The organism is Paenibacillus bouchesdurhonensis, assembly GCF_900155685.1.
In the GTDB taxonomy this organism is placed as follows: Bacteria; Bacillota; Bacilli; order Paenibacillales; family Paenibacillaceae; genus Fontibacillus; species Fontibacillus bouchesdurhonensis.
Genome location: NZ_LT732548.1, coordinates 1,064,148 through 1,087,070 on the forward strand (window position 1 = coordinate 1,064,148; position 22,923 = coordinate 1,087,070).

Consider the following 22,923-nt stretch of genomic DNA (forward strand, 5'->3'; position numbering starts at 1 on the left):
TTTTCAGGAGAGAGTGTCTATGAATACAAATAAGAATGATAAGTTTTCAGCTATGTCACAATTGGAGAATGGCACTTGCACGGTGTATTTACGAGGTGAGCTGGATTTGTCTGTAGCTCCGGATTTCCGCCAGGTGATGGAACCTCTCGTCGGAGACGAGGCACTGCATCTGATCATCAACATGAAGGACTTGAAATATATCGATAGTACGGGCATCGGAATTCTGTTGTCTATTCTAAAAGCAAGACATGGCATGAAGGCCGAATTCCTGGTAAAGGAAGTGCCAGAGCAAATTCAGAAGCTGTTTGACATGACCGGGATTGCCAAGTTTTTTGCCGCACAAGAGAATTCCCAATAGGAAAGGATCGAAGTAAGAATGAAAGACGAAGTTCAGAGAGTGGTTATTAGTTTGCCAGCGACTGCGGAATATGTGGATATCGTCAGATTGAATCTTTATGGTGTGGCCTCAAAAATCGGGTTTTCCTATGAAGAGATTGAAGACATGAAGGTTGCAGTGTCGGAAGCCTGTAACAACTGTGTGCTGTATGCGTACAAGCATAAGCCAGGAATAATGGAAGTTACCTTTGAAGTGCATGAGGATGCACTATCGATTGCAGTGAAAGATGAAGGGGAGAGCTTTGACTCTTGGGGCAAGACAGCAGATCGGGCAGCGTTACACGATAAGGAATTGAGCGAAGCTCAAATTGGCGGACTCGGCTTTTATCTAATGGAGGCGCTTATGGATGACGTGAGCGTAGAGAGCGTTTCCGGACAAGGAACTAAGGTAGTCCTGACTCGCCGGCTCGTTAAGAGCGAGGAGAAAGTATGAGTGACAAAATGACTCCCCCCGAGTCTTTGAATGAATCAACCAGCCTGATCTGGAAATATCAGCAAACGAAAGACAACGAGATCGCGACAGTTCTCATTCAAAAATATGAGCCGATGGTCAAGATGGCCGCAGGTAAAATTGCTCGCAACCGTCCTGATTTATATGAGGATTTATATCAGGTTGGCCAAATGGCGCTGATCCGGTTACTGCAGCAATATGATATTGAACTGGGCATCCCATTTGAGCCTTACGCTATGAAAAGCATGATCGGGCACATGAAGAATTTTCTGCGGGACAAGTCTTGGTACATCCAGGTGCCGCGCCGCATTAAGGAGAAGGGTGCTCTCGTCCAACAGGCGATTGACGAGCTTACCGTAAAACTGGAACGTTCTCCGGACGTGAAGGAAATCGCTGAATATTTGGATCTCTCGGTCGAGGAAACGGTCGAAGTGCTCGCCGGCCGGGAATGTTATCATTATGTATCTCTCGATTCTCCACTGTCTCAGGACGAAAGTGCGGCAACGCTTGGCGAGTTGATTAGTTCGGAAGCTAATGACTATGATACCGTGGAGAAGCGAATGGATTTGCAGCAAGCACTTAGCCAGTTAAAGGAGCAGGAGCAGCAGGTTCTGCTGCTGGCCTTTCAAGAGGGACAATCTCAGCGTGCGATTGCTCAGCAACTGGGGGTATCGCAAATGAGCGTTTCCCGGATTCAAAAACGTGCGACCGAAAAGCTGAAGCAGATTATGTCAAACGCTAATTTATATTAAGCGGTTGCAACCATTTCAATTTATTTGCCGAAAAGGCGCGCATTCTTCCTAGAGGAACAGCGTGCCTTTTCAATGAGGGGGGACGAAGTTTGGAATACGAGAAACATGGGCAGCGCATTATCGCAGTTGATCAGGGATGGAGCTGGCACGATCTTGAATTCGAAAGCTTGGCCGATTCAATCCTCCATAAGCTTCGTCAGGATGTCCCTGACACTGAGGAATGGCTGGACATTATACCTTCTGTGGATACGAATTATTTATCGGTACGTTTTCCCGACGGAAAAAAACCGATTATATTTGGCTCGCTTGTCTATTCCGTAGAGGAGGAAATGCAGGAAATCGAGGACTGCGTGCACATCCACTTTTTTGTGAATCAAGATCGCTTTATAACGCTCAACCTGGATGCTCACACCCGGGAAAGAATGCATATGCGCGAAAAAATGACGATGCTGCACGACTGCAGGCTGCCGATCGAAGGGATGTTCGTATTGATCCGCACGATCCTGCACTATATTCATGTCGGCATGGATCGCTTTGAGAAAAATCTGCGTAAAGTCGAAGAAACGATGAAGAAGCACAACAAAAAGCATTTAATGGATCAAATTTTAACTTCGCGCTTTGAGTTGCTATATTGGTCGAATTTATTCATTCCTTTCCAGGAAATCGTGACGGCTGCACAAGAGGCCTATTTGGAGGAAGAACTGGAGCATAGCGCTTATTTCAGACGACTGATATTCCGCACCGAGCGAATGAACGTATTATTCAGGCATTATGAGAAGGAAATCGATACGCTAATTTCGATTGACGAGGCAGTTTCTGCCTTTCGCGGCAATGATATTATGAAGACGCTGACTATTATGACGGCCATCTTTACCCCGGCTACGGTGATCGGAGCCATATGGGGCATGAATTTCGATTTTCTGCCTTGGGTAAAAACCGGAATGACCGGCTTCTTGATTATTAGTTCAATTACGATTTTCAGCACCTTGGCCTTCTATCTGTGGATGAATATGAAGGGCTGGACGGGAGATTTGCTGCAGGTAAATAAGAAGGATTCGCATTTGTAGAGGAATAAAATGGAGGAAGAACCTGACGCGAGGAAGGCAGCAGGTTCTTTTGTGTTTTATCGTTATATGATGTAACAGCTTGAGCTATTGTTCCGGATCAGGCTTGAGTCCACGGGCTTCATCCTCGCTATTGGTAGACATTTCGTCCATATCCTCACCGAGCTGTTTTAAATCCTCCATATCGTTGACCATGGAGCCGTTCTCGGCTTCTTGAATGCTTTTATGATCAGGATACTCTCCTTCACGCGCTTCCCTGATTTGTTTCTTCACATACTCCTCTTGTTCCTGTTCCGCATTTTGGGCCATCTATATCATCTCCTCCTAAGTATAGGGCGTTATCCCTAATACACAGTGTGCCGTTAAGGCTTGGATTTAATGTAATCCTGCAGTTCTTTGATATAATCGCCGATCATTGGGACGTCTACGAACAGGCTCAGAATCCAGCCGAGCAGACCAAGGACGACAAAGGTGCCGACGCTGAGGCCGAGACCGCGCGACAGACCGGCCATGAAATTGGTAAGTATTCGCCTTTTTGGGCTGGTATAGTTTTCTAAGATATCTTTAAACTCCGCCTTATCCAGCAAATCCGCGATATAGTCCAATCTCCCGTTCAAACGCTTTACTTCGTGGCGTAATTCAAAGGGATGCTCCTGTGGATCCATAGGTTGAGTGCGCGCCATACGGTACCTCCTTAAAAGTGGTATTGAATAGGCTTTATGCGGTTGAAATATAAGTAGCCAGCTCTTTAGAGCTGGCTACGGCAGGGGACAGCCCCATTATTGCTTCGCTTCATTGATCACGTCGTCGGAGGCGCTCTTTACATCTTCGGCTATATCGGCGGAAGCTTCTTTGGCACTATTGAAAATAGTTCCCGCGCTTGCACTGACCGTCTTGGCCAAATCCGTCGTCTTCTCGGTTACATTTTTAGCGAGGTCGGTTGCTTTCTCGCCTACGACAGTAGCGACTTCTTTCGATTTATCTGTAGCCGTGCTTAGCTTCTCGGATAAATCACTACGCAGCTCGCGTCCAGGTTTTGGTGCGTATAGAAGAGCGGCGGCCGCTCCGAGCAATGCGCCGATCACGAGTCCTTTAGTAAATGTAGAACTGCTCTGAACCGGATGTTCCATTTCTTCTTTATTCATGTTCCATCGCTCCTTATATGTCATTTGTGGTGATTGACAGAATTTATCCTGCTTACTTCCTATATAAACGTCAGGAGGAGGACTGAAACAAAAGATCCAGTCGTTAGGGCTTTCGGAGACGGCGCTGCTTCCCCATGATTTGGCACCTGCAAAGCTGCTGTACTATACTGAAATGGCACGGGTTTATGAAAGGGGATAATAAGAGCGATGGACAGCTTAAGAGATACATTATTGATTGAAGAATATCGCGGAGGCATTCTGGAATGCAGTCATCGCGGATATATTTGCGTGGTTGATGAAGAGGGCCGGATATTTAAGCGTGCTGGCGACCCCAATGCCCAGGTGTTTACCCGCTCTGCTGCGAAACCTATTCAGGCCATTCCGGCAATTCGGGCTGGTATTAAAGAAGCTTATCAGCTGACTGAGGCTGAGATCGCCGTAATGACTGCTTCACATCGCGCGGAGAATGTTCATGTGGATGTGCTGGAGTCCCTGCTCTCCAAGATCGGCGTGGAGGAAGAGGGGCTGGTGTGCGCTCCTAGCTTGCCGTTGGATCGTAGGTCAAGGGAAGTCCTTCTACGGTCGGGAGGAGATCCGCGCAGATTATATCATAACTGTTCAGGTAAGCACTTAGGTGTGCTTGCATATTGTAAAATGAAGGGCTTCGATTTGAAAAATTATCATGAGCCGACACATCCCGTTCAGCAGGAAATTGTTGAAGCATTGGCTTCTCTTGCCGATATTGCGGCGGAAGACATTGGCCGGGGTACTGATGGCTGTGGCTTTCCTGTATTTGCATTGCCCTTATCGGCGTTAGCAACGGCTTATTTGAAGCTGGCTTGCCCCGACCTCATCAAGGATGCCCCTACGGCTGAAGCGGTGTGTAAGATCACCCGGGCAATGAATGCACGCCCGGAGCTGGTCGGAGGGAGCGGCCGCATTGACTCCGTCCTTATGGAAGACGATAACATCATCGCCAAAGGCGGCTTTAAAGGTGTGTATTGCTTCAGTTTGAAGCGGGAGCGGCTGGGGATCGCTTTTAAAGTATCGGATGGTTCGGAGGAAGAATGGGGCAGAATTGTCTTTGAAATATTGCAGCAGCTCGATTATGCGAACGAAGAGCTGCTGCTCAAACTGCAGGAGCAATTTCCGGCCCGCATCCTGAATGACGAGGGCACCCGTGTTGGGTACACGGAGACGGTTTTTGAGCTTGTAGATTAGTTGTCCGCTCTTAGTTCGTAGCTCTTTGGGGACGTACTTTGATTAGTGTTTTTGTGTTAAGGGTAAGAAATATTCACAACCACCCTTCAAAACAATGAATCCAAGTATTGATCTTGATAGAGAGCGAGGAGGATAACGATGATCAAAGTGGTCACCGCTGAGGAACGCCATACTTCGGACAAAGGAGCAATTCATAGCGAATTCAGCTTCTCCTTTTCCGATTATGATGATCCGAGCAATGCTCATTTCGGTTGTTTGCTTGCTTTAAATGACAACGTTGTTCAGCCTGGTCAGGGATTGGCCCCTCATCCGCACCATGATCTTGAGATTGTCACATATGTAGTATCCGGTACGCTGCGCCATGAAGATGATCTCGGAAATAAGCAGGATCTGGCGGCGGGGAGTGTACAGGTAATGAGCGCCGGCGAGGGGATCCGTCATTCGGAGAGCAATCCTTCGGATACAGAGCGTGTGCGTTTTATCCAAATGTGGTTTCTGCCTGCGGAGAGAAATTTGAAGCCTGCATGGGCTAGCGGGTGGTTCCCTTGGCAGGAGCGTGAAGGGGGCTTGAAGCCTCTTGTAGCGCAGCAGCCTCCGAACGGCGGTCTGCGCATCAATCAGGATGTGCAGCTCTTTATTCCGAAATTGAATACCGGGGAAAAGCTGCCGATTCCTTCCCGCGGTGAGCGCCGAACGCATTTATTTATGCTTTCGGGTCACATTGATTTATACTGCGGCAAGCAGAAATTCTCGCTCCGTCCAGGCGATGCAGCCAGAATACGGAATGCCGAAGAATTGACCGTTCGCAGCACCGCCAGTGACGGTGCCGCCGAGTTTATACTGATCGATCTGCCTTAGTGGCAGATTGCTTGGAGAAGGAAATTAAAAAGAGTCCAGCATCCCCGCTTCCTGGTTTTAGCCGGAGCGGGGGTTGGACTCTTTTCCTGTTCCGACAAGCGCCGAGACTAATTGCCTCTAAGTTGGCCGAGTTCTTTGGCGAGTGCCTCCACTTCCGAAATGCTCAGGCGTTCCTTGCTCATGACGATTTCATAAACCTCCAGAATGTCTTCATAACGATCCACATGAAATGCCGAAGCCGACATGGCAGCCCCGGTCGCCATCCTTAATTTCGTCTTTATTGCTTCGATCATATATTCCACATTTTCCTGAGTTTTTTGAGTTAAATCTACCATGATCGTTCATCCTCTCTATAATGTGCTCGTTCTGGCTTCATTGTATTGTATCATGACAGCTCATTCGGTTCTATGTTTTGCGGTGCATGCCCGGTTAGGGTACAATCAAAATACGTTTATACAGGGGGGATGAAGATGAAGTTAAAGGGACAAGGGCTTCATAATGATTCTGCCTTTCGCCAAAGGAAGCTGACAGGCGAGGAATTACCGCAATTTATGCATAGCATTCGCCAAAAGCATCCATTAGACAACGTTACTTTTTTATGTATTGGGACAGATCGCTCCACAGGAGATTCGCTTGGCCCCATCGTCGGCACCCGATTGGAGGAGCTTGGTTTTCCTTCGATTGTAGGTTCGCTTCAGCATCCCTGCGATGCCGATAATTTGGTGTTACGCATGAATACTATTCCTAAGGATCGTGTCGTTATAGCGATCGACGCTTGCTTGGGCATTCCGGCTTCGGTAGGCTCCTACATCGTATCCGGAAAGCCGCTGATTCCAGCAAAATCCGTGGGCGGCGGTTTGCCGGAGGCGGGACACTACAGCATTGCGGCCGTCGTAAACGTAAAAGGCCCAAAGCCTTATTGGACCCTCGGAATGACTTCATTGTACCAGGTCATGCAAATGGCGGATGAAATCGTGCGTGCTGCAGTGAAGGGATTTCATGGATCATAGGCTATGGCAGACTTCATTAATTAGCGGCAGCGTTTCAGAAGAGTAAAATTGGCTTAATTATATATATTCAATACATAGACAAGAAAGAAGGATGAACGATGGAAAAGCTAACGATAAGCGGAACGACGCTTGCATATGAAGATCAGGGCAAGGGAGACGTTGTAGTGCTTTTACACGGTTACTGCGGTAGTTCGGCTTATTGGGAGCAAGTGATGCCGCTGCTAACGAAGCATTATCGCGTCATTGCTCCCGACCTGCGAGGACACGGTTTGTCTGATGCGCCGCTCGGTGCCTATACCCTGGAGCAAATGGCTGATGATGTTGTTGGCTTAATGAAGGAATTGTCGGTTGATAAATATACCCTGCTGGGCCATTCAATGGGCGGATATGTTACATTGTCTCTGGCGCAGCGTTATGCAGGCAGCCTAAATGGGTTTGGCCTGATCCATTCAACGGCTTATCCGGACAGTGAGGAAGCCAAAGAGAAGAGACTGCAGGCGGTGTCGGTAATCGGTACCGAGGGGATTACCCCGTTCGTAGATGGACTAGTGCCGGGTTTGTTTGCACCTGCGAATACTGTTTCTCACGAAGCAGCTTTGGATCGTGTAAAAGAAATTGGCTACAGGACACCCCCGCAAGGGGCTTCTGGAGCAGCTCTGGCTATGCGTGAACGAATCGACCGCAGAGATGTGCTATCCTCTACAACGCTGCCTGTACTGTTAGTGGCGGGAGAGGATGATGCTTTGATTCCGATTGAGCGGACATTTACGACGGAAGGCAGTAATGTTACGAAGGCGGTCATTAAAGGAGCCGGGCATATGAGTATGTATGAGGGTCCTGAACAGCTGGCCGTCGTCATTAATGATTTTCTACGCCAAATCGATAAAGAAGAGGAATAAGATTTCAGACAGATATTTTGGATGGCCATGAGGACGAATATCCAAAGCAAGCATCTAGAGCAAGCATCCAGGCAAGCATCCAGGCAAGCATCCAGAGTGGGTGTCGAGAATAAGTATTCAATGCGGGTATCCTGAACTATATAAATAGCCGGACGTCTCCTGAGAGAATCCGGCTTTATTTGCGTCTGCAATGCGATGTTTCCTTGCGCCGAATGTAATGATTCAAGCGGCGGAAGCTGGAAATGGGGAGCGAAATCATATAAAATCGGTCTCTATACAGTTAATTTTTTGGATAAGTAAATGAAGAGATTGGAAGGGGGCTGTGCGCATGTTCCGAAAAGATTATCTCGTCCGGGCCATCGAAGAGATTACAGAAGCGCTCGGTACTATCTTTGGCTTGAAGCAGCAGAAGAAGCATCCCGAAGCTCTGCAGGAGCTTGAAGATTTGTTTAGAATCCAGTTCCGTTTGAATTCCCTACTGCTCGGCACGCTGTCGCCCAAGGACATTACAGAGTTGTTTCGCAGCGGCGGAATCATTGAGGCGGATAAGCTGCAAACTTTGGCTCGCCTGCTAAGGGAGGAAGCGGATGTTATTCTGGATAGCGGCGATGAGAATGAAGGCAGAATACGGCAGCATAAAGCGCTCCATTTATTTCTGGTGGCTGGGCAGCATGGCGCTGACCCGTCCTTATGGCAATTAGATGAGGAAATCTCCAGTCTCTTGGCTCAACTCAAAGGCCATCCTCTTCATCCGGATACGGAACGGCTGGTATTTAGCTTTGCTGAGGAGAAAGGCAGATATGCTCAGGCCGAAGATGCCTTGTACCGCCTAATCGATCAGCAAGCGATGGGCGTGCAAGAAGGCATTTCCTTTTACGAACGTTTGGCAAGCGTAGATCCGCAGGATCTGGTCGAAGGCGGGCTATCTGCGGCCGAGGTGCAGGAGGGGCTTGTTGAACTGCGTCATCGCTTGTAAAATGACATAATTACCGATAAGGTAGAACAATTATTCGAATAGTGAAAGAGAGTTGTCTAAATTATGGAGTCTTTGCGGAATCTAGTCCATCAACTGGCGGAAGAAGGCATCTTGATCTCTGCTACGCTCAGTCAGCGCCGCAAAGCGGGGGACACTGGCTATACCAAAGTGGTCGTGAAGCCCGTGGAACTGAAGAAGAGCCTGTATTATCAATTGGCGTATCACTATGCCAATAAGGTTACTCATGAGAATATCGAAGCTTCTTTATTCGAGGAACGGATAATGGCGATGTTTGAAGAGACGTTCCGGCAGGGGCTGTTATGTACTGTAGATGCCGACTACCAGGTGTTGATCAGCAAGAAATATAAAGTGTCGATTCTTAAGAAGTCTCCTTCTAAGAAGCCCAGTGCCCTGTCGCATAATCGGCAGAAGCAGTACATCTTGGAAGAGGGAACACCGGTACCGTTCTTGGTGGAGCTCGGGATTATGAATGCGGACGGGAAAGTGTTCGCAAAAAAATACGATAAGTTTCGACAGATCAATCGTTTCCTGGAGATGGTGCAGGATGCTATCCCCCATCTTCCCGAGGATCGTCCGCTAACGATCGTCGATTTCGGCTGCGGCAAATCATATTTAACATTCGCACTGTATCACTATCTGACAGTCCAACAACGCCGGGAGCTGAACATCGTCGGGCTTGACTTGAAAGCCGACGTGATCGAGCATTGCGGGACGTTGGCACGTAATTTAAACTATGATCAACTGCGCTTCCTCGTCGGCGATATCGCCGATTATGACGAATTAAGCCAGGTAGATATGGTTGTCACCTTGCATGCATGCGATACGGCGACAGATGCTGCGTTGGAGAAGGCGGTGCGTTGGGGGGCATCCGTCATTCTATCCGTGCCTTGCTGTCAGCATGAGCTGTTTAAGCAGGTGGACAGCCCTGTACTTGAGCCGCTGCTGTCGCATGGCATTCTCAAGGAACGCTTCTCGGCGCTGGCTACGGATGCGATCCGAGCCAAGCTATTGGATTTGCTCGGTTATAAGACGCAGTTGCTTGAGTTCATCGATATGGAGCATACGCCGAAGAATATTTTGATTCGTGCTGTAAAATCGTCTGGTGCTGATAAAGAGCGGTTGTGGCAGGAATATACCGCTTTTCGCGATTTTCTGAGCGCTGATCCTTACCTGGAGAGAGCGTGCCGGGACTTGCTGCCTCAAGGCTAATGCCCCCAGGAGCTAAGTGATTAGACAAGACTGCTTCGGTTTGCGTAGTTTGAAGTGATCATGTGAGGTCAACACTTAAAGTGTTGGCCTTTTTTATGAGAAAGCACACCCTGTGGTGTTATAACTGTTTATACCTAAGGAACAGACTAACTGTAATTTGTTGTAATTAAAATCGGAAATCTGCAAATGGATAACAAATTAGCTGTATTCGTAGTAACAAAAATGGGATTTCAAGATGAGCCAGATGGAAATTTCTATTTTAAGCCCATGAAATGAAGCTAAATCGGCAATCTGTCTTAATCCATGAACAATAGATACATGAATTCCAATTAAATCTAGTTAGTTATAGCATTGTTCCAGGGCGCTGACGGATGTTCCGATGCGAATCGTGTTACGTGAACCTGAACAGGTGTTGAATTTGTGAAAAAGGGGAACAGCATGCACGAGATAAGTGAGAGAAGGACAGAAGCAATCGAAATTTGGGCAAGAGCGGCCGGAGTAAGGGCGCAGTTGTCGGCGCTTTTGGCATTCATCTGCACACTGACAGGTGGCGTTGTTTGCTTGAACCGTGGATTGTATTTTGCTGATACGCTGCTTTCTTGGGGACTAATGCTGACAGGCATTATGATAACAGTACTGGTATTAATGGGAAATGCGGTGTGTGGATCGGGGGTAAGCGGGAGGCATTTGGATGAAAGCCGATTGGTCTATAAAAGACAGCTCAAACACAGCTTAATTTTCGGCTGGCCGTTCTCGATAGCTGCGTTCTATGCAGCCCATCTTGCCTTCACTCCCTTGTCCCAGCAGGCTACTGGGGAGGCTCTGCTTAAGTGGAGCTTTTACGGCTGCTTTGGCCTGCTTATTTATTACGCTGGACGATGTATCAAGGGCAGAAAGGCTCTTGATACGGGCTGGTGCTTTCTTGGATTACTGCTTAGCATAACGGCTTTAGCATCTGTGTATGGGTTGTTTCCTTATCCTGGGGCCATTCTTCGGACAGAGCAGATCGCTTTATCCGCCAATGGGGCACGATTAGGCGGGCTGCTGCAATATCCGAATGCCCTCGGAGCCGTGATGGGGGTATTCCTCTTGGAGCGGCTGATGTATATTGCCCGGATATCGGCCGCAGATTTTAATTGTCAACGAAGATGGGAAATATATGCGGCGGTAAGCAGCTCTTATATTTATTTGGTGTGTCTTTTGCTGACGGAGTCGCGTGGAGCTTACATAGCGGTTGCAGCCGCTTGGTTGGTCGGTCTTTTCCAGCTTCAAGGAGCTGACCGCTATCGTTATGCGAGGCAAAGCGGAGTGCTGCTTCTCTGTGGATCAGCAACTGCTGGTCAATTGTTTTCCGCCCTGCTTGCTCCGCCATTGCTTCCTGGACTACTCATTTTCGTTATCATGATGTATGCAGCAGTGGCCGTCGTTCAGCATATTGCTCGTCCTAGAACTCGCTGGATAGCAGCTCAGCATCTGACTGGCCATGTGACTCGTTGGATGGCAGCCCGGTTCTTTGCTGGATTTGGAACTTGTCGAATAAAAGCCCTGCGCCTGACAGAATCAAGGGATCGTTGGCTTGCCGCTAGCAGCATTCTGCTGACGGTGATTTTTCTTGTGGCCTTCTGGAGCGATAGCCCGTTTGAGCGGATGAAATCATTCGCTACAGCTTCTGCCCGCTTTCTTATGTACCGCGATGCCTGGAGCCTGTTTCTCACCTCTCCTTGGTTTGGACAAGGAGGCGGAACATGGGAAGTGATGTATCGAGCCATCCAGGGCACCCCTTACGTCGGGGGAGAAGTGCATAGCGGTTATATGAATATCCTCTTGGAGATCGGTCTGGCCGGGTTGGTGGTCTTGCTGCTTTGGTTCATCGTTATCGGTGTTGTTCTAGTTCGCTTGCGCAGCCGTATGTGGCCATCATGCCTAGTAGTTCTTCTCCACAGCGCAATTGATTTTGATATGAGCTATGGCCTGATTTGGTTGCTAATGATTTGGATGGTCTGCTCCGGCATATCGCAACTGCCTGAATTGTCGCCGACCTCTGCGCAGCCGCAACATTCTGAACTGTCCTTGCAAACTATACAAACTGTACAACATGAACGACACGTACAACATGAACAACATGAACAACACGTACAACGTGTATTGCCTTTAAGTCCCAAACTATCTGTACAAACTGCACCATCCAAACAATACACGCACTCCAAACAAAGCAAACAATTCCTACAACCCGTAAGACTTATACAGCTTATAAAACCTATACAATCCGTAGAGCTAAGTCAAAACGTACAACCTGCACTGGCTGCGCGAACTACTCAGCCAATGACTCAGCGTTTGCGATACAGCTGCGCTCCTATTGTCATGGCCGTATTGCTGATGCTTGTTGCTCTGCTGGGGATACAGCATGCGGTTAGCCTAGCATGGGAGCAGCGGGCGTTGGCTGCGGCGGCATTGGGCAGAGCTGAGGAGGCTAGAGCCAATCTGGAACAGTCGCTAGCCATCTACCCTGCCAGAACGTCAGCTCGGCTGCAGTTGGCTGGTTTGTCCGATTCTCCGGGATTGGTCAAAATGCTGCAGCGAGGGCTAGCTTACGATCGGGCCGATCCCGAACTATGGGCAGCCCTGGGACGAGCCTTTTCAAGCTCGCGTCCAGTGGAGGCTGTTGCGGCATGGGAGCATGCCGTAAAGCTTGATCCTTTTAGCAGGAAGAGGCAGACGGAGGCAATAAGGAATCTTGTTTCCCTTGTCCGCCAGCTGCAGCAAGAGCATCGTCCGCAAGAGGCTATAGCTGCAGCTCTGTCAGGATACAAGCTGTATGCTCGTTACGACGAGCTGGCCAATAAGCTCGCTATAGCAATGAACCAACGTAATGATCGGCGCTTTGTAGTGACTGCGGAAGCAAAATACCTCGGGCACGAACTGGGAGAGTATGTCTTCCGTTACCCTCCCAGTCATCGTTAACCGCCAAAAGCTGCTCGAAACGCTTTGCACAAAGCTTCGCGGTCAAGGCACCATAGCTCGGCGAGCTCAGGCCCGACCTCGTCGTCCCACCAATCCGCAAGCAGCTTGCGGTTGCTGCTGTTCTCGCCGATCCAGAGCAGGTTGGCAATCACTTTATTGTAGTAAAGCTCCTCTCCTTTTTTGAGCTGATCCTCGGGAATGTATGTGCCAAGCCGTTTGATCGCTCGGTATAATTCCTTGCTGCAGCCCCGGCGGATTTTGCGCGGCGTTGGAAGAGCGGCTTGATGCTTGCCGTGCATTTTGTCCAGATTGATCGCCTCCTTTACAACAGCATATGCGCGCTGAACAGGGCAGGATACAGCAGAACATGCCGTTGCCGAGCATGCGTTGTCGTGGCGAAAGCTACTGCGCTGCATACTGCTGTGCTGAACGTGGCCTAACTAGAAGGCATGTCTTAGGCTATGGTAGAATAGATTGGAAGTAAGAAGATTTTGAGGAGAGGACGAGTCGTGGAATGGTTGTCAAATGTAATCGGAGCATTGTTTGAATGGATACAGCAGCTAGGGTATTTTGGCATTATGCTGGGGCTAATGATCGAGGTCATACCGAGTGAGATCGTACTTGCCTACGGGGGCTATCTCGTGTATACGGAGCGCATTAGTTTCATTGGGGCGGTTATATTCGGCGTGATCGGCGGCGTAATTGCCCAGCTGTTTGTGTATTGGATCGGACGATACGGAGGACGGCCCATTTTGGAGCGATTCGGCAAGTATATTTTGATCCAAAAAAAGCATATCGACTTATCCGAGGCCTGGTTTTTAAAATACGGATCAGGGGTTATTTTTACCGCTCGATTTATCCCGGTGGTCAGACATGCTATTTCAATTCCGGCTGGCATGGCTAAGATGCCTGTGAGCAAATTTCTGTGGCTGACAACTCTTGCAGTCATTCCATGGTCGATACTGTTTGTCTATTTAGGCATGGTGTTGGGAGAACAGTGGCAAGCGATCGATGAGAAGGCAGGGCCGTATATTATGCCGATTTTGCTTGTCGCCCTTGCACTGCTGATTGGGTATTTCATCGTAAAATGGTACGGAGTGAACAAAAGGAAAGGAGAGGCTTGATATGAGTGTGAATCTTAGAAATAAGCTCGGCAAGGGTGTTTCGCCAAAGCAATTTATGGGTGGGATGCAGCGAAATAAAGAAGCGTTTCAATCTGGATATGATGATTTCAAGTGGGTGAACGAGGAAGACAGAGAATTTTTTGAGAGCTTGAAATATCGGGATGATTTGCGGGTATTGATACTGGCTGCGGATTGGTGTGGCGATGTAATACGCAGTGTTCCTGTTGTTCTCCGGGCGCTTGAGACAGCGGGCATCGAGACGGAAATCCTCATTGTGGAGGAACATCAGGATGTGATGGATCACTTCTTAACGATGGGCGGCCGTGCCGTTCCGATCGTTATCGTAGCAGATACGGGAGGACATGTGCTTGGTCATTGGGGGCCGCGTCCAGCCGATGTACAGGAGATCATGATCCGATTCAAACAGGAGAACCCGGATCGCGAAGCTGCGGACTATAATGAGAAGATTGCTGTGATCCGTAAGCAAATGGCTGAGAAATATGATGAAGGAGCAGGAGTTAACGGCAAGGTCGTATCCGAACTGCGCGAGTTACTCTCAAAATTTTAACATGCTGAACATCGAGACATTTTCATTAGGACCACTACAGACAAATGCTTATTTAATTCGTGGGGAAGACGAGGGCAAGGCCATTATCATCGATCCAGGCATGAACCCGGCGCCCTTGATCCGTAGAATCGAAGGACTTGAAATCGAAGCTATTCTGCTGACGCATGCCCACTTTGATCATATCGGGGGAGTCGAGGACATTCGTCGGTTAAAGAAGTGCCCGGTATATTTGCATTCGCTTGAAAGCGGTTGGCTGACGACGCCTGCGCTTAACGGGTCGCTCCGCTGGGCGGAGGTATCACCACCGATTCAGAGTGAGCCGGCGGAGTACGAGTTGGCTGAAGGACAGAAGCTGAAATTGATTGGTCATGAGTTTACTGTATACCACACTCCGGGCCATTCCCCAGGCAGCGTTAGCTTCCTCTGCGGCAATGATCTCTTTTCAGGAGACGTATTGTTTCGCATGAGCGTGGGACGCTCGGATTTGCCGGGCGGCCGCGAGGCTGATTTGTATAATTCCATTCGCGGTAAGCTGTATCGTTTGTCGGATGAAGTTATCGTATATCCAGGTCATGGGCCAAAAACGACGATTGGATTCGAAAAAGCCAATAATCCGTACGTTTCCTGAGCGGGAAATGCGATTTAGTGAGAATTTGCTACAAAAAGTGCAAAAATACTAGACAAAACTACATTCCTTTGCTAGGATGTATATTAATTAAATGTTTGTAACCTTTGCGAAGCACGCAAGCTGTGGAATAATCCCGGTTTGCGTTCTTTTTTTGTCTATTTTTTGGTATTTGCGGAATAATTGCAGGAAGACGGGCAAGCCGGCAGGAATCAGGAAGGAGAGGGCAAGTTGAAGCGCAATGTATCCACGGTTACGGACAAAGGTTATGGTTACTTACAGAGAGAGAATAAAGAAGGTATGACGATTGCAGAAGCCTCCACATGCGGAATTTCCTCTGCGTGGCGCCAGGTTGCTATCGCTTCCGGCACCATAATGCAGCCATGGCATCATAAGTTGACGCAAATACGCAAAGAACTATATAAATAAGTGTGCTCGGAAGAGCTGAAAGAGTGATGTTGCATCCCCTCCTTCAGCTCTATTTCTTTTGGATATATTTTTTTGAAGCCGCCGTTGAACGATTCGCGTTACCTGAACGTATTATAGATGCTATGGACAAGAAGGGGTGACACGATGCCGCAGGAGAGGGAATGGATCAAACAAGCGAAACAAGGCGATGCCACCGCTCTCGCTTCACTAATACAACATCATTATTCTTATGTGTACAAATACTTGGTGAAGGTGACCATGGAGCCCAAGATGGCCGAGGATTTGACCCAGGATACCATGCTTAAATGTATAGAAAATATTCAAAGATACGATGGAACGTCCGCTTTCTCTTCTTGGTTAATGACGATTGGGACACGATTGTTCATCGATGTGACCCGTCGCCGGAAAAGAGAAAGGCAATGGCTAGAGCAGGATGGAGGCGCTGAACGGCTAAAATGGCATTTCGAAGCCAATCAGGAGGAATGGAGCGATTTGCTTGAGCTGCTGTCCAGGCTGTCTCCTGAGCATCGGATAGCGGTCCTGCTGAAGCATTATTACGGGTACAGCTACGATGAAATCGGAGATATGCTGAATATTCCGGCAGGTACGGTCAAATCTCGAGTTGCTTATGGACTACGCGAATTGCGAAAGGAGTTGAATCCACATGAATCATAACGGACAAGACAAGGAGTTAGAGGACGAGCTTATTCGAGATCTACTGAAGGATTTACAAAGCTTGGATCGGGTCGTTCCGGAGAAGAACGGGCCTTCAGTGGAATCATGGGAACTGATCGTAAAAGAGCGCTGGCGGATGACGGCTTGGCTGAGAAAATGGGAAGTCATGCTGTTCTGTTTGATTGCCCTGTTAATGATTAGTGGCGGTTTTCTGTTCCTGTTAACGATTCCGGTAGTTTACGCTTTATTGCAAGGGCTTGGAGCTATCGCGGCGGTAGCGGTGATCATCGCGCTACGTCCAGCCCGGGGGGAGAGAGCAGAATGAATATGCCGCAGATGATTCATACAGAGCCGCTTCCGCCATGGTGGGTGTTCATTCTAGTTGCATTGCTGTTGCTCGTTCAAGGTACGTGGATGTTTATAGATGCCCGCAAGCGGGGGAGAAGGGCCTGGTTCTGGGGATTATGGGGAGTGATTAATTGCCCCACCTCATTAATTGTATATTTGCTTGTCGTCGTATGGGCTGATTATCGAAAAGAGAAGAAAAGAATAGGGGGAAGAAAATGAATATTAATTGGGGATTGCTCGCGCCCGTTATAGTATTGCAGTTTTTGCTTATGATTACGGCCCTCATTTCGCTGGCACGGACGGAATCGGTAAGGGGAGCGAAGTGGATTTGGGTTTTGATTATTATTTTCGGAAACATGGCCGGGAGCATTGTTTATTTCATAATCGGAAGGAAAGAGGCCTAAAATGTCATTTCTTCTTGTGGATCAATTGACTAAGCGTTTTGGCACTCGTACTCCGGTCAAAGGAATTTCCTTCGAGTTGGAGCTAGGAAGCTGCACCGCGCTGCTCGGGCCAAACGGAGCGGGAAAGACGACAACGATGCGGATGATTGCCGGTTTGCTCGCTCCCTCCGCGGGACGGATTTCCGTGCAGGGACGACAGCATTCCGACGGGGAATACCGCTCGCTGATCGGATATTTGCCGCAGCATCCTGCGTTTTACGGCTGGATGACTGGCGAGGAATTTGTGATATATGCCGCATGTCTAAGCGGTATGAGACGTAAAGAAGCCCGAAAACAGACGCATTCTGTGCTGGAGCGGGTTGGCTTGGCGGAAGCGGCAAAGCGGCGGATCGCGGGATATTCCGGAGGGATGAAGCAGCGGCTTGGCTTGGCGCAGGCGCTGGTTCATCGGCCGCAGTTGCTGCTGCTCGACGAACCGGTATCAGCGCTCGATCCAATCGGGCGGCGTGAGGTTATGAATTTAATGCAGTCGCTCCGGGCGGAGACGACAATTTTGTTTTCGACGCATGTGCTGCCTGATGCGGAGGAAGTCTGTGATCGGATTATGATGATGCGGGACGGAGAGATTGTAGAAAATGGAGAACTGCAGGTGCTTGCCGACAAATACCGTCTTCCGCTGCTGACTATTCAAGTGGAAAGACAGGGCGAAGCGAAAGATTGGCTGCAATCGCTACAGAGCCGACCGTATATTCAAGAGATGCAGATTCAAGGCAGTACTGCTCTGCTGACTGTCCATGATATGACAGAAGCGAGACGGCTGATCTTGGAGGAGGTCTCATCACGAGGTATTCCTTTATTGAGCTTTCAGGCAGGTACAACCTCGCTCGAGGATATGTTTATGAAGGTGGTTACAGCATGAGGCAAACATTGTACATGTACCGCAAAGAGCTGTTAGGCATGGCTCGAAGCTATCAGCTTCTCTGGATTCCAATCGTATTCATGCTGCTTGTAGTGATGCAGCCCGTAACCTCGTTTTATATGCCGGAGATACTGGCCGCCTCAGGCAGTGTGCCTGCGGAGTTGATCGCGGGGATTCCGATTCCGGGCCCTGCGGAAGTGATGGGGAGCGTCCTCGGGCAATACAGTACCTTCGGGGTACTTATTCTCGTGATCGCGGGGATGCAGGTCGTAGCTGGAGAGCGCTATGGAGGGACGGCTGCCTTATTGCTCGTCCGGCCCGTAAGCTCAGCTTCCTTTATTTCCGCCAAATGGGCGGGCCTAATGACCTTGATGCTAGTGTCCTTCGCTGCGAGCTATGCAGCAGCATGGTATTATACTACGCTATTGCTCGGCCCAGTGCCTTGGCGAGGAGGATTAATTGCAGGAGGGCTATATATTTTATGGCTTGCGTTTGCCCTATCCTTGACCCTGCTGTTCAGCACAGTGTTGCGCGGCAGTGCCGCTGCCGTGATATCCCTTCTGCTTATTGCAGTACTATCGCTAGGCCATAGCCTTGCGTCTGCTTGGTTTGCCTGGAGCCCGGCCCGGCTGTTAATGTTAGCAAACGCCGCAATCTCGGGTTCGCAAGTAGATTCAGTTTATTATTCTGTGATCATGACTGTGTTATTATGTCTTGTTTGCATAGGTATTTCCATTTGGAGTTTGCGTCGGCAAGGTATACCTGATTTAAGGGGAGAATAAGGAATCCTTGATTTTTGCTCTGCTAGTCTATTAAATCCCTGAAATGCTTGACCAATCTCGCTTGTTTTTAGTAGGATAGTAAAATAACTGACAGTAATAATCAGGGAGGTAGACGATGCTGCAATTGGGAGAGAAAGTTGTTATCGTCGGCGATGCTTTTGAGCAGAATCTTCCTGTTGGGGAATATGGCTATATTATTGCTTATGACCGTAATCCGGACAACGTGTTTGATTATGTTGTTCGGGCTCCAAAAACTGGGCGGAATTATTTTGTCCCATCGCAGGATGTGGAATCCGAAGAGCGGCTGATTGAGCAAGAAGTAGAGCGCACCACCCAGGAAGCGTTGATTGACTACGCACTGGCTACGCACAATGAGAAGCTGTTCCACCAGGTCATCAACGGAGAAGATCCTTACGCGGAGGAGCAAGAAGAACCAACAAAGGAAGTTATGTCTCAGGCGGAATTCATCAAACAGGTGAATTTGCGAGCTTGGATTTAGGAAAAAGGTCGGCAGGTGCCGACCTTTTTTGAGTTCACTTTTGCTTTGTGTTGGCTTTTGAGGTTCATTCATGCTTCGCGTTAATGGATTGAATTGTGAGATAATCTACAATATAATTTTAATCATCTATGCGGACATGTTAAAATGGACGAATCAAGTCCCGTCAGGGAAGGTACGAGGAGGATTCACGGAAATGAGCATCGAGAGTAAAGATGTTGAACATGTGGCCAAGCTGGCCCGTTTAACTTTAACGAATGAAGAGCTGGATGTATTTACGGAGCAATTGAATGCGATTTTACAATATGCCGAGAAGCTTAATGAGCTGGATACTGAAGGCGTAGAACCAACGACTCATGTGCTTCGCCTCAGCAATGTTATGCGCGATGATGTCGTGCAGGAGAGCTTGACGCAAGAGCAGGTATTCCGCAATGCCCCGGAAGAAGAGGATGGGCAATTTAAGGTTCCTGCCGTTCTGGAATAACCGATGAGGTTGCTAAAATAACGAGCAAGCAAATCAACAAATGGTTAACCCTATGAATTTAACCGATGTGTTAGCCAACGCATGTGCTGTCCTGGTGGACGAGTTGCCCAATTTTGGAAGGAGGAAGCGGTTGTGACGCTTTTTGATTTACGTTTACAGGATATACATAGCCAGCTCCGTAACAAGGAGTTATCGGTTACCGATTTGGTTGGCGAAGCTTTTGCCAAGATCGGAGAAAGAGATGAGCGGATCGGCGCCTTTTTGACGCTGAACGAGGAAAGCGCACGCGCAGAAGCAGCGCGCTTGGATGATAAGCTGGTTAGCGGCGAAACTTTGGGCCTCTTGTTCGGCCTGCCAGTTGGAGTAAAGGACAATATGGTGACGGAGGGACTGCGCACGACCTGCGCCAGCCATTTTCTGTCCAACTATGATCCGATTTATAATGGTACGGTCATTTCAAAGCTGAAACAAGCCGAATCTATTTTGATTGGTAAATTGAATATGGACGAGTTCGCGATGGGCGGCTCCAACGAGAATTCAAGCTTCCATCCAGTTCGCAATCCATGGGATATGACCCGGGTACCGGGCGGCTCAAGCGGCGGATCGGCTGCTGCTGTGGCTGCGGGTGAAGCTTATTTTGCTTTAGGCTCAGATACGGGCGGATCGATTCGTCAGCCTGCTTCGTATTGCGGAGTCGTTGGACTTAAGCCAACCTATGGCCTTGTATCGAGGTATGGCTTGGTTGCATTTGCTTCCTCGCTCGATCAAATCGGGCCGCTTACGAAGAATGTAGAGGATGCGGCATATGTGCTGCAGGCCATCGCGGGATATGATCCGAAGGATTCTACATCGGCTAAAGTCGATATTCCGAATTATGCAAGTGCCTTAACCGGGGAAATCGCTGGGCTTCGCATCGCGGTACCGAAGGAGTATATGGAAGGCGTTGATCCGCAAGTCAAGGCTTCTGTCATGGAAGCACTGCGTCTGCTCGAAAGCCTAGGCGCCGTATGGGAGGAAGTATCGCTTCCTCATACGGAGTATGCTGTCGCTGCCTATTACTTGCTGGCTTCCTCGGAGGCATCCTCAAATCTGTCGCGCTTTGACGGTGTTCGCTATGGAGCGCGTGCCGATCATGCGGGCAGCCTGATTGATCTCTATCATGAATCCCGCAGCCAGGGCTTCGGTCCGGAAGTGAAGCGGCGAATTATGCTCGGAACCTATGCGCTCAGCTCCGGATACTATGATGCTTACTATTTAAAAGCACAGAAGGTACGTACTTTGATCAAGCGCGATTTTGACCAAACGTTTGAGAAATATGATGTTATCGTCGGGCCGACAACGCCAACGACGGCGTTCTCGCTAGGATCTCAGGTGGATGATCCGCTGACGATGTATTTGAATGATATATTGACGATTCCGGTCAGCCTTGCTGGAATGCCGGCGCTTACTGTGCCTTGCGGATTTGAGGACGGGCTTCCGATCGGGCTGCAATTTATCGGCAAAGCGTTTGATGAGAGCACTATATTGCGGCTAGCTCATGCCTTTGAAGCGAATAGTGACCATCACAAACGGCGTCCATCATTGTAAAAGGATGATAGCAGGGTTGTTTCACTAAAGTGTTCAGGAGGATCAATATGTCAACATCCAAATATGAAACGGTAATTGGGTTGGAAGTGCACGTGGAGCTGCATACGAAGTCGAAAATTTTCTGCGGCTGCTCCACGGAGTTCGGCGCTCCGCCTAACAGTCATACATGCCCGATCTGTCTCGGGCATCCCGGAGTGCTGCCTGTGCTTAACCGCCAGGCGGTGGATTACGCGATGAAAGCAGCAATGGCTCTTAATTGCGAAATAGCAGATGTCAGCAAATTTGACCGTAAAAACTATTTCTATCCCGACTCTCCGAAGGCTTATCAAATTTCTCAATTTGACCAGCCGATCGGACAAAACGGGTACATCGATATTGAGGTTGATGGAAAAACAAAGCGCATTGGCATCACCCGTCTTCACCTGGAAGAGGATGCCGGCAAGCTGACCCATATCGACGGGGGGTATGCCTCGCTCGTCGACTTCAACCGCGTCGGTACTCCACTGGTGGAGATCGTGTCCGAGCCGGAAATCTCCACTCCAGAGGAAGCGCGGGCTTATTTGGAGAAGCTGCGCGCTATAATGCAATATTGCGACGTGTCCGACGTGAAGATGGAAGAAGGCTCGATGCGCTGTGATGCGAATATCAGTCTTCGTCCCGTAGGGCAGAAGGAGCTAGGGACACGGGCTGAGCTTAAAAACATGAACTCTTTCCGCGGCGTACTGCGCGGACTGGAGTATGAGCAATACCGTCAAGCCGAAATTTTGGATGACGGAGGAGAGGTCGAGCAGGAGACGCGGCGCTGGGATGAAACTCAAGGCAAAACGTTCTCGATGCGCGGCAAGGAAGAAGCGCATGATTACCGCTATTTCCCGGATCCAGATCTTGTTACACTGCATATTGACCAAGCGTGGAAGGAGCGGATCAGAGCTTCTATTCCTGAGCTTCCAGATGCTCGCAAGTCACGTTATACCGAGAAATTCGGGCTTCCGAGCTATGATGCCGAGGTCATTACTTCCTCTATAGAGTTGGCTGATCTGTTCGAAAGCAGCCTCGAATTTACAAAGGATGCTAAATCAGTTTCCAACTGGATTATGGGCGATCTGCTCGGGTATTTAAACAGTAATGGTCAAGAGCTGGCCGATGTGAAGTTAACAGGTCAAGGGCTCGGCGAGATGATCGGTTTGATTGAGAAAGGAACGATCAGCTCCAAGATCGCCAAGACGGTATTTAAGGAAATGCTGCAAAGCGGCAAGCGGCCTGAGCAAATTGTTGAAGAGCAGGGACTGGTTCAAATCAGCGACGAGGGAGCGATTCTAGCTATCGTTAATGAGGTCATTGCCGATAATCCGGCTTCTGTGGAGGATTACAAGGCGGGTAAAGAGAAGGCGATTGGCTTCCTGGTCGGTCAGGTTATGAAGCGCAGTAAAGGCAAAGCCAACCCTGGACTCGTTAACAAGCTCTTAGTAGATGTCCTGAAGGGCTAGAGCCTTCGCTGCGGATAAGCTTCTCGAATGTT

30 protein-coding genes are annotated in these 22,923 nt (G+C 49.0%); 25 read left to right on the plus strand and 5 right to left on the minus strand.

Features of this window, described 5'->3' with window-relative positions; all coding sequences use genetic code 11:
• Positions 1 to 19 precede the first annotated feature (19 nt).
• The 4 genes from CZ379_RS09195 to CZ379_RS09210 all read left to right on the plus strand — a co-directional run bounded on the left by CZ379_RS09195 (position 20) and on the right by CZ379_RS09210 (position 2,666).
• The gene (locus CZ379_RS09195; RefSeq protein ID WP_110931368.1) at positions 20 to 358 is read left to right on the plus strand and encodes an STAS domain-containing protein; all 339 of its coding nucleotides are present in this window, start codon (positions 20 to 22) and stop codon (positions 356 to 358) included.
• An 18-nt stretch (positions 359 to 376) separates the two neighbouring features.
• Positions 377 to 829 (plus strand): anti-sigma B factor RsbW, encoded by a 453-nt coding sequence (gene rsbW, locus CZ379_RS09200; protein WP_110931369.1) that lies wholly within the window; start codon positions 377 to 379, stop codon positions 827 to 829.
• Complete coding sequence (locus CZ379_RS09205; protein WP_110931370.1) at positions 826 to 1,599, plus strand: sigma-70 family RNA polymerase sigma factor; 774 nt, start codon at positions 826 to 828, stop codon at positions 1,597 to 1,599. The genes rsbW and CZ379_RS09205 overlap by 4 nt, the downstream gene beginning before the upstream one ends.
• An 89-nt stretch (positions 1,600 to 1,688) precedes the next feature.
• Positions 1,689 to 2,666, plus strand: coding sequence for a magnesium transporter CorA family protein (locus tag CZ379_RS09210; protein ID WP_110931371.1), 978 nt, complete (start codon positions 1,689 to 1,691; stop codon positions 2,664 to 2,666).
• Positions 2,667 to 2,750: 84 nt separating this feature from the next.
• Here the strand turns inward: CZ379_RS09210 and CZ379_RS09215 are convergent, their stop codons facing one another.
• From CZ379_RS09215 to CZ379_RS09225, 3 genes are all read right to left on the minus strand, one after another.
• Entirely contained in the window at positions 2,751 to 2,972 is a 222-nt protein-coding gene (locus CZ379_RS09215) for a hypothetical protein (protein ID WP_110931372.1), read from the minus strand.
• A gap of 53 nt (positions 2,973 to 3,025) precedes the next feature.
• The gene (locus tag CZ379_RS09220) at positions 3,026 to 3,346 is read right to left on the minus strand and encodes a DUF5665 domain-containing protein (protein WP_110931373.1); all 321 of its coding nucleotides are present in this window, start codon (positions 3,344 to 3,346) and stop codon (positions 3,026 to 3,028) included.
• Between the two features lie 96 nt (positions 3,347 to 3,442).
• Complete coding sequence (locus tag CZ379_RS09225) at positions 3,443 to 3,808, minus strand: YtxH domain-containing protein (protein WP_110931374.1); 366 nt, start codon at positions 3,806 to 3,808, stop codon at positions 3,443 to 3,445.
• A gap of 207 nt (positions 3,809 to 4,015) precedes the next feature.
• Here CZ379_RS09225 and CZ379_RS09230 point away from each other — a divergent pair, with 207 nt between their 5' ends.
• Both CZ379_RS09230 and CZ379_RS09235 read left to right on the plus strand, forming a co-directional pair.
• Complete coding sequence (locus CZ379_RS09230) at positions 4,016 to 5,029, plus strand: asparaginase (RefSeq protein WP_110931375.1); 1,014 nt, start codon at positions 4,016 to 4,018, stop codon at positions 5,027 to 5,029.
• Positions 5,030 to 5,167: 138 nt separating this feature from the next.
• Positions 5,168 to 5,887: a pirin family protein gene (locus tag CZ379_RS09235; protein ID WP_110931376.1), complete on the plus strand. Its 720-nt coding sequence runs from the start codon at positions 5,168 to 5,170 to the stop codon at positions 5,885 to 5,887.
• Between the two features lie 107 nt (positions 5,888 to 5,994).
• On the opposite strand, the gene CZ379_RS09240 is transcribed toward CZ379_RS09235, so the two are convergent.
• Positions 5,995 to 6,222 carry a DUF1128 domain-containing protein gene (locus CZ379_RS09240; RefSeq protein ID WP_110931377.1) on the minus strand — a complete coding sequence of 76 codons (228 nt, stop codon included), beginning with the start codon at positions 6,220 to 6,222 and terminating at the stop codon, positions 5,995 to 5,997.
• A 135-nt stretch (positions 6,223 to 6,357) separates the two neighbouring features.
• Between CZ379_RS09240 and yyaC the strand changes: the two genes are divergently transcribed.
• From yyaC to CZ379_RS09265, 5 genes are all read left to right on the plus strand, one after another.
• Positions 6,358 to 6,897, plus strand: coding sequence for a spore protease YyaC (gene yyaC, locus CZ379_RS09245; RefSeq protein WP_110931378.1), 540 nt, complete (start codon positions 6,358 to 6,360; stop codon positions 6,895 to 6,897).
• A 98-nt stretch (positions 6,898 to 6,995) separates the two neighbouring features.
• Entirely contained in the window at positions 6,996 to 7,796 is an 801-nt protein-coding gene (locus CZ379_RS09250; protein ID WP_110931379.1) for an alpha/beta fold hydrolase, read from the plus strand.
• Between the two features lie 328 nt (positions 7,797 to 8,124).
• Entirely contained in the window at positions 8,125 to 8,772 is a 648-nt protein-coding gene (locus CZ379_RS09255; RefSeq protein WP_110931380.1) for a DUF6483 family protein, read from the plus strand.
• 63 nt (positions 8,773 to 8,835) lie between these two features.
• On the plus strand, positions 8,836 to 10,002 hold the full coding sequence (locus CZ379_RS09260) for a class I SAM-dependent methyltransferase (protein ID WP_110931381.1): 1,167 nt from the start codon (positions 8,836 to 8,838) through the stop codon (positions 10,000 to 10,002).
• Between the two features lie 438 nt (positions 10,003 to 10,440).
• Positions 10,441 to 12,963 carry an O-antigen ligase family protein gene (locus CZ379_RS09265; RefSeq protein WP_110931382.1) on the plus strand — a complete coding sequence of 841 codons (2,523 nt, stop codon included), beginning with the start codon at positions 10,441 to 10,443 and terminating at the stop codon, positions 12,961 to 12,963.
• Here CZ379_RS09265 and CZ379_RS09270 read toward each other — a convergent pair.
• Complete coding sequence (locus CZ379_RS09270) at positions 12,960 to 13,379, minus strand: dehydrogenase (RefSeq protein WP_407668629.1); 420 nt, start codon at positions 13,377 to 13,379, stop codon at positions 12,960 to 12,962. The genes CZ379_RS09265 and CZ379_RS09270 overlap by 4 nt on opposite strands.
• A 93-nt stretch (positions 13,380 to 13,472) precedes the next feature.
• Here CZ379_RS09270 and CZ379_RS09275 point away from each other — a divergent pair, with 93 nt between their 5' ends.
• The 14 genes from CZ379_RS09275 (at position 13,473) to gatB (ending at position 22,891) form a co-directional block, all read left to right on the plus strand.
• The gene (locus CZ379_RS09275; protein WP_110931384.1) at positions 13,473 to 14,087 is read left to right on the plus strand and encodes an undecaprenyl phosphate transporter UptA; all 615 of its coding nucleotides are present in this window, start codon (positions 13,473 to 13,475) and stop codon (positions 14,085 to 14,087) included.
• Position 14,088: 1 nt separating this feature from the next.
• Entirely contained in the window at positions 14,089 to 14,655 is a 567-nt protein-coding gene (locus tag CZ379_RS09280; RefSeq protein WP_110931385.1) for a thioredoxin family protein, read from the plus strand.
• Position 14,656: 1 nt separating this feature from the next.
• Positions 14,657 to 15,283: an MBL fold metallo-hydrolase gene (locus CZ379_RS09285; protein WP_110931386.1), complete on the plus strand. Its 627-nt coding sequence runs from the start codon at positions 14,657 to 14,659 to the stop codon at positions 15,281 to 15,283.
• A gap of 228 nt (positions 15,284 to 15,511) precedes the next feature.
• Positions 15,512 to 15,709: a hypothetical protein gene (locus CZ379_RS09290; RefSeq protein ID WP_110931387.1), complete on the plus strand. Its 198-nt coding sequence runs from the start codon at positions 15,512 to 15,514 to the stop codon at positions 15,707 to 15,709.
• Between the two features lie 144 nt (positions 15,710 to 15,853).
• Positions 15,854 to 16,384 (plus strand): RNA polymerase sigma factor SigY, encoded by a 531-nt coding sequence (gene sigY / locus CZ379_RS09295; protein WP_110931388.1) that lies wholly within the window; start codon positions 15,854 to 15,856, stop codon positions 16,382 to 16,384.
• Complete coding sequence (locus tag CZ379_RS09300) at positions 16,374 to 16,709, plus strand: DUF5345 family protein (protein WP_110931389.1); 336 nt, start codon at positions 16,374 to 16,376, stop codon at positions 16,707 to 16,709. The genes sigY and CZ379_RS09300 overlap by 11 nt, the downstream gene beginning before the upstream one ends.
• Positions 16,706 to 16,951, plus strand: a complete 246-nt coding sequence (locus tag CZ379_RS09305) for a hypothetical protein (protein WP_110931390.1) — start codon at positions 16,706 to 16,708, stop codon at positions 16,949 to 16,951. Before CZ379_RS09300 ends, CZ379_RS09305 begins: the two co-directional genes overlap by 4 nt.
• Positions 16,948 to 17,136 (plus strand): PLD nuclease N-terminal domain-containing protein, encoded by a 189-nt coding sequence (locus tag CZ379_RS09310; RefSeq protein WP_110931391.1) that lies wholly within the window; start codon positions 16,948 to 16,950, stop codon positions 17,134 to 17,136. Before CZ379_RS09305 ends, CZ379_RS09310 begins: the two co-directional genes overlap by 4 nt.
• A 1-nt stretch (position 17,137) precedes the next feature.
• Positions 17,138 to 18,055 (plus strand): ABC transporter ATP-binding protein, encoded by a 918-nt coding sequence (locus CZ379_RS09315; protein WP_110931392.1) that lies wholly within the window; start codon positions 17,138 to 17,140, stop codon positions 18,053 to 18,055.
• On the plus strand, positions 18,052 to 18,837 hold the full coding sequence (locus CZ379_RS09320; protein ID WP_110931393.1) for an ABC transporter permease: 786 nt from the start codon (positions 18,052 to 18,054) through the stop codon (positions 18,835 to 18,837). Before CZ379_RS09315 ends, CZ379_RS09320 begins: the two co-directional genes overlap by 4 nt.
• 115 nt (positions 18,838 to 18,952) lie before the next feature.
• On the plus strand, positions 18,953 to 19,336 hold the full coding sequence (locus CZ379_RS09325) for an ATPase (RefSeq protein ID WP_110931394.1): 384 nt from the start codon (positions 18,953 to 18,955) through the stop codon (positions 19,334 to 19,336).
• Positions 19,337 to 19,529: 193 nt separating this feature from the next.
• Positions 19,530 to 19,817, plus strand: coding sequence for an Asp-tRNA(Asn)/Glu-tRNA(Gln) amidotransferase subunit GatC (gene gatC / locus CZ379_RS09330; RefSeq protein WP_110931395.1), 288 nt, complete (start codon positions 19,530 to 19,532; stop codon positions 19,815 to 19,817).
• 132 nt (positions 19,818 to 19,949) lie between these two features.
• The gene (gatA, locus tag CZ379_RS09335; protein WP_110931396.1) at positions 19,950 to 21,404 is read left to right on the plus strand and encodes an Asp-tRNA(Asn)/Glu-tRNA(Gln) amidotransferase subunit GatA; all 1,455 of its coding nucleotides are present in this window, start codon (positions 19,950 to 19,952) and stop codon (positions 21,402 to 21,404) included.
• A 47-nt stretch (positions 21,405 to 21,451) separates the two neighbouring features.
• A complete protein-coding gene (gene gatB, locus CZ379_RS09340) occupies positions 21,452 to 22,891 on the plus strand; it encodes an Asp-tRNA(Asn)/Glu-tRNA(Gln) amidotransferase subunit GatB (RefSeq protein ID WP_110931397.1) in 1,440 nt (479 codons plus the stop codon).
• Positions 22,892 to 22,923: the final 32 nt, after the last annotated feature.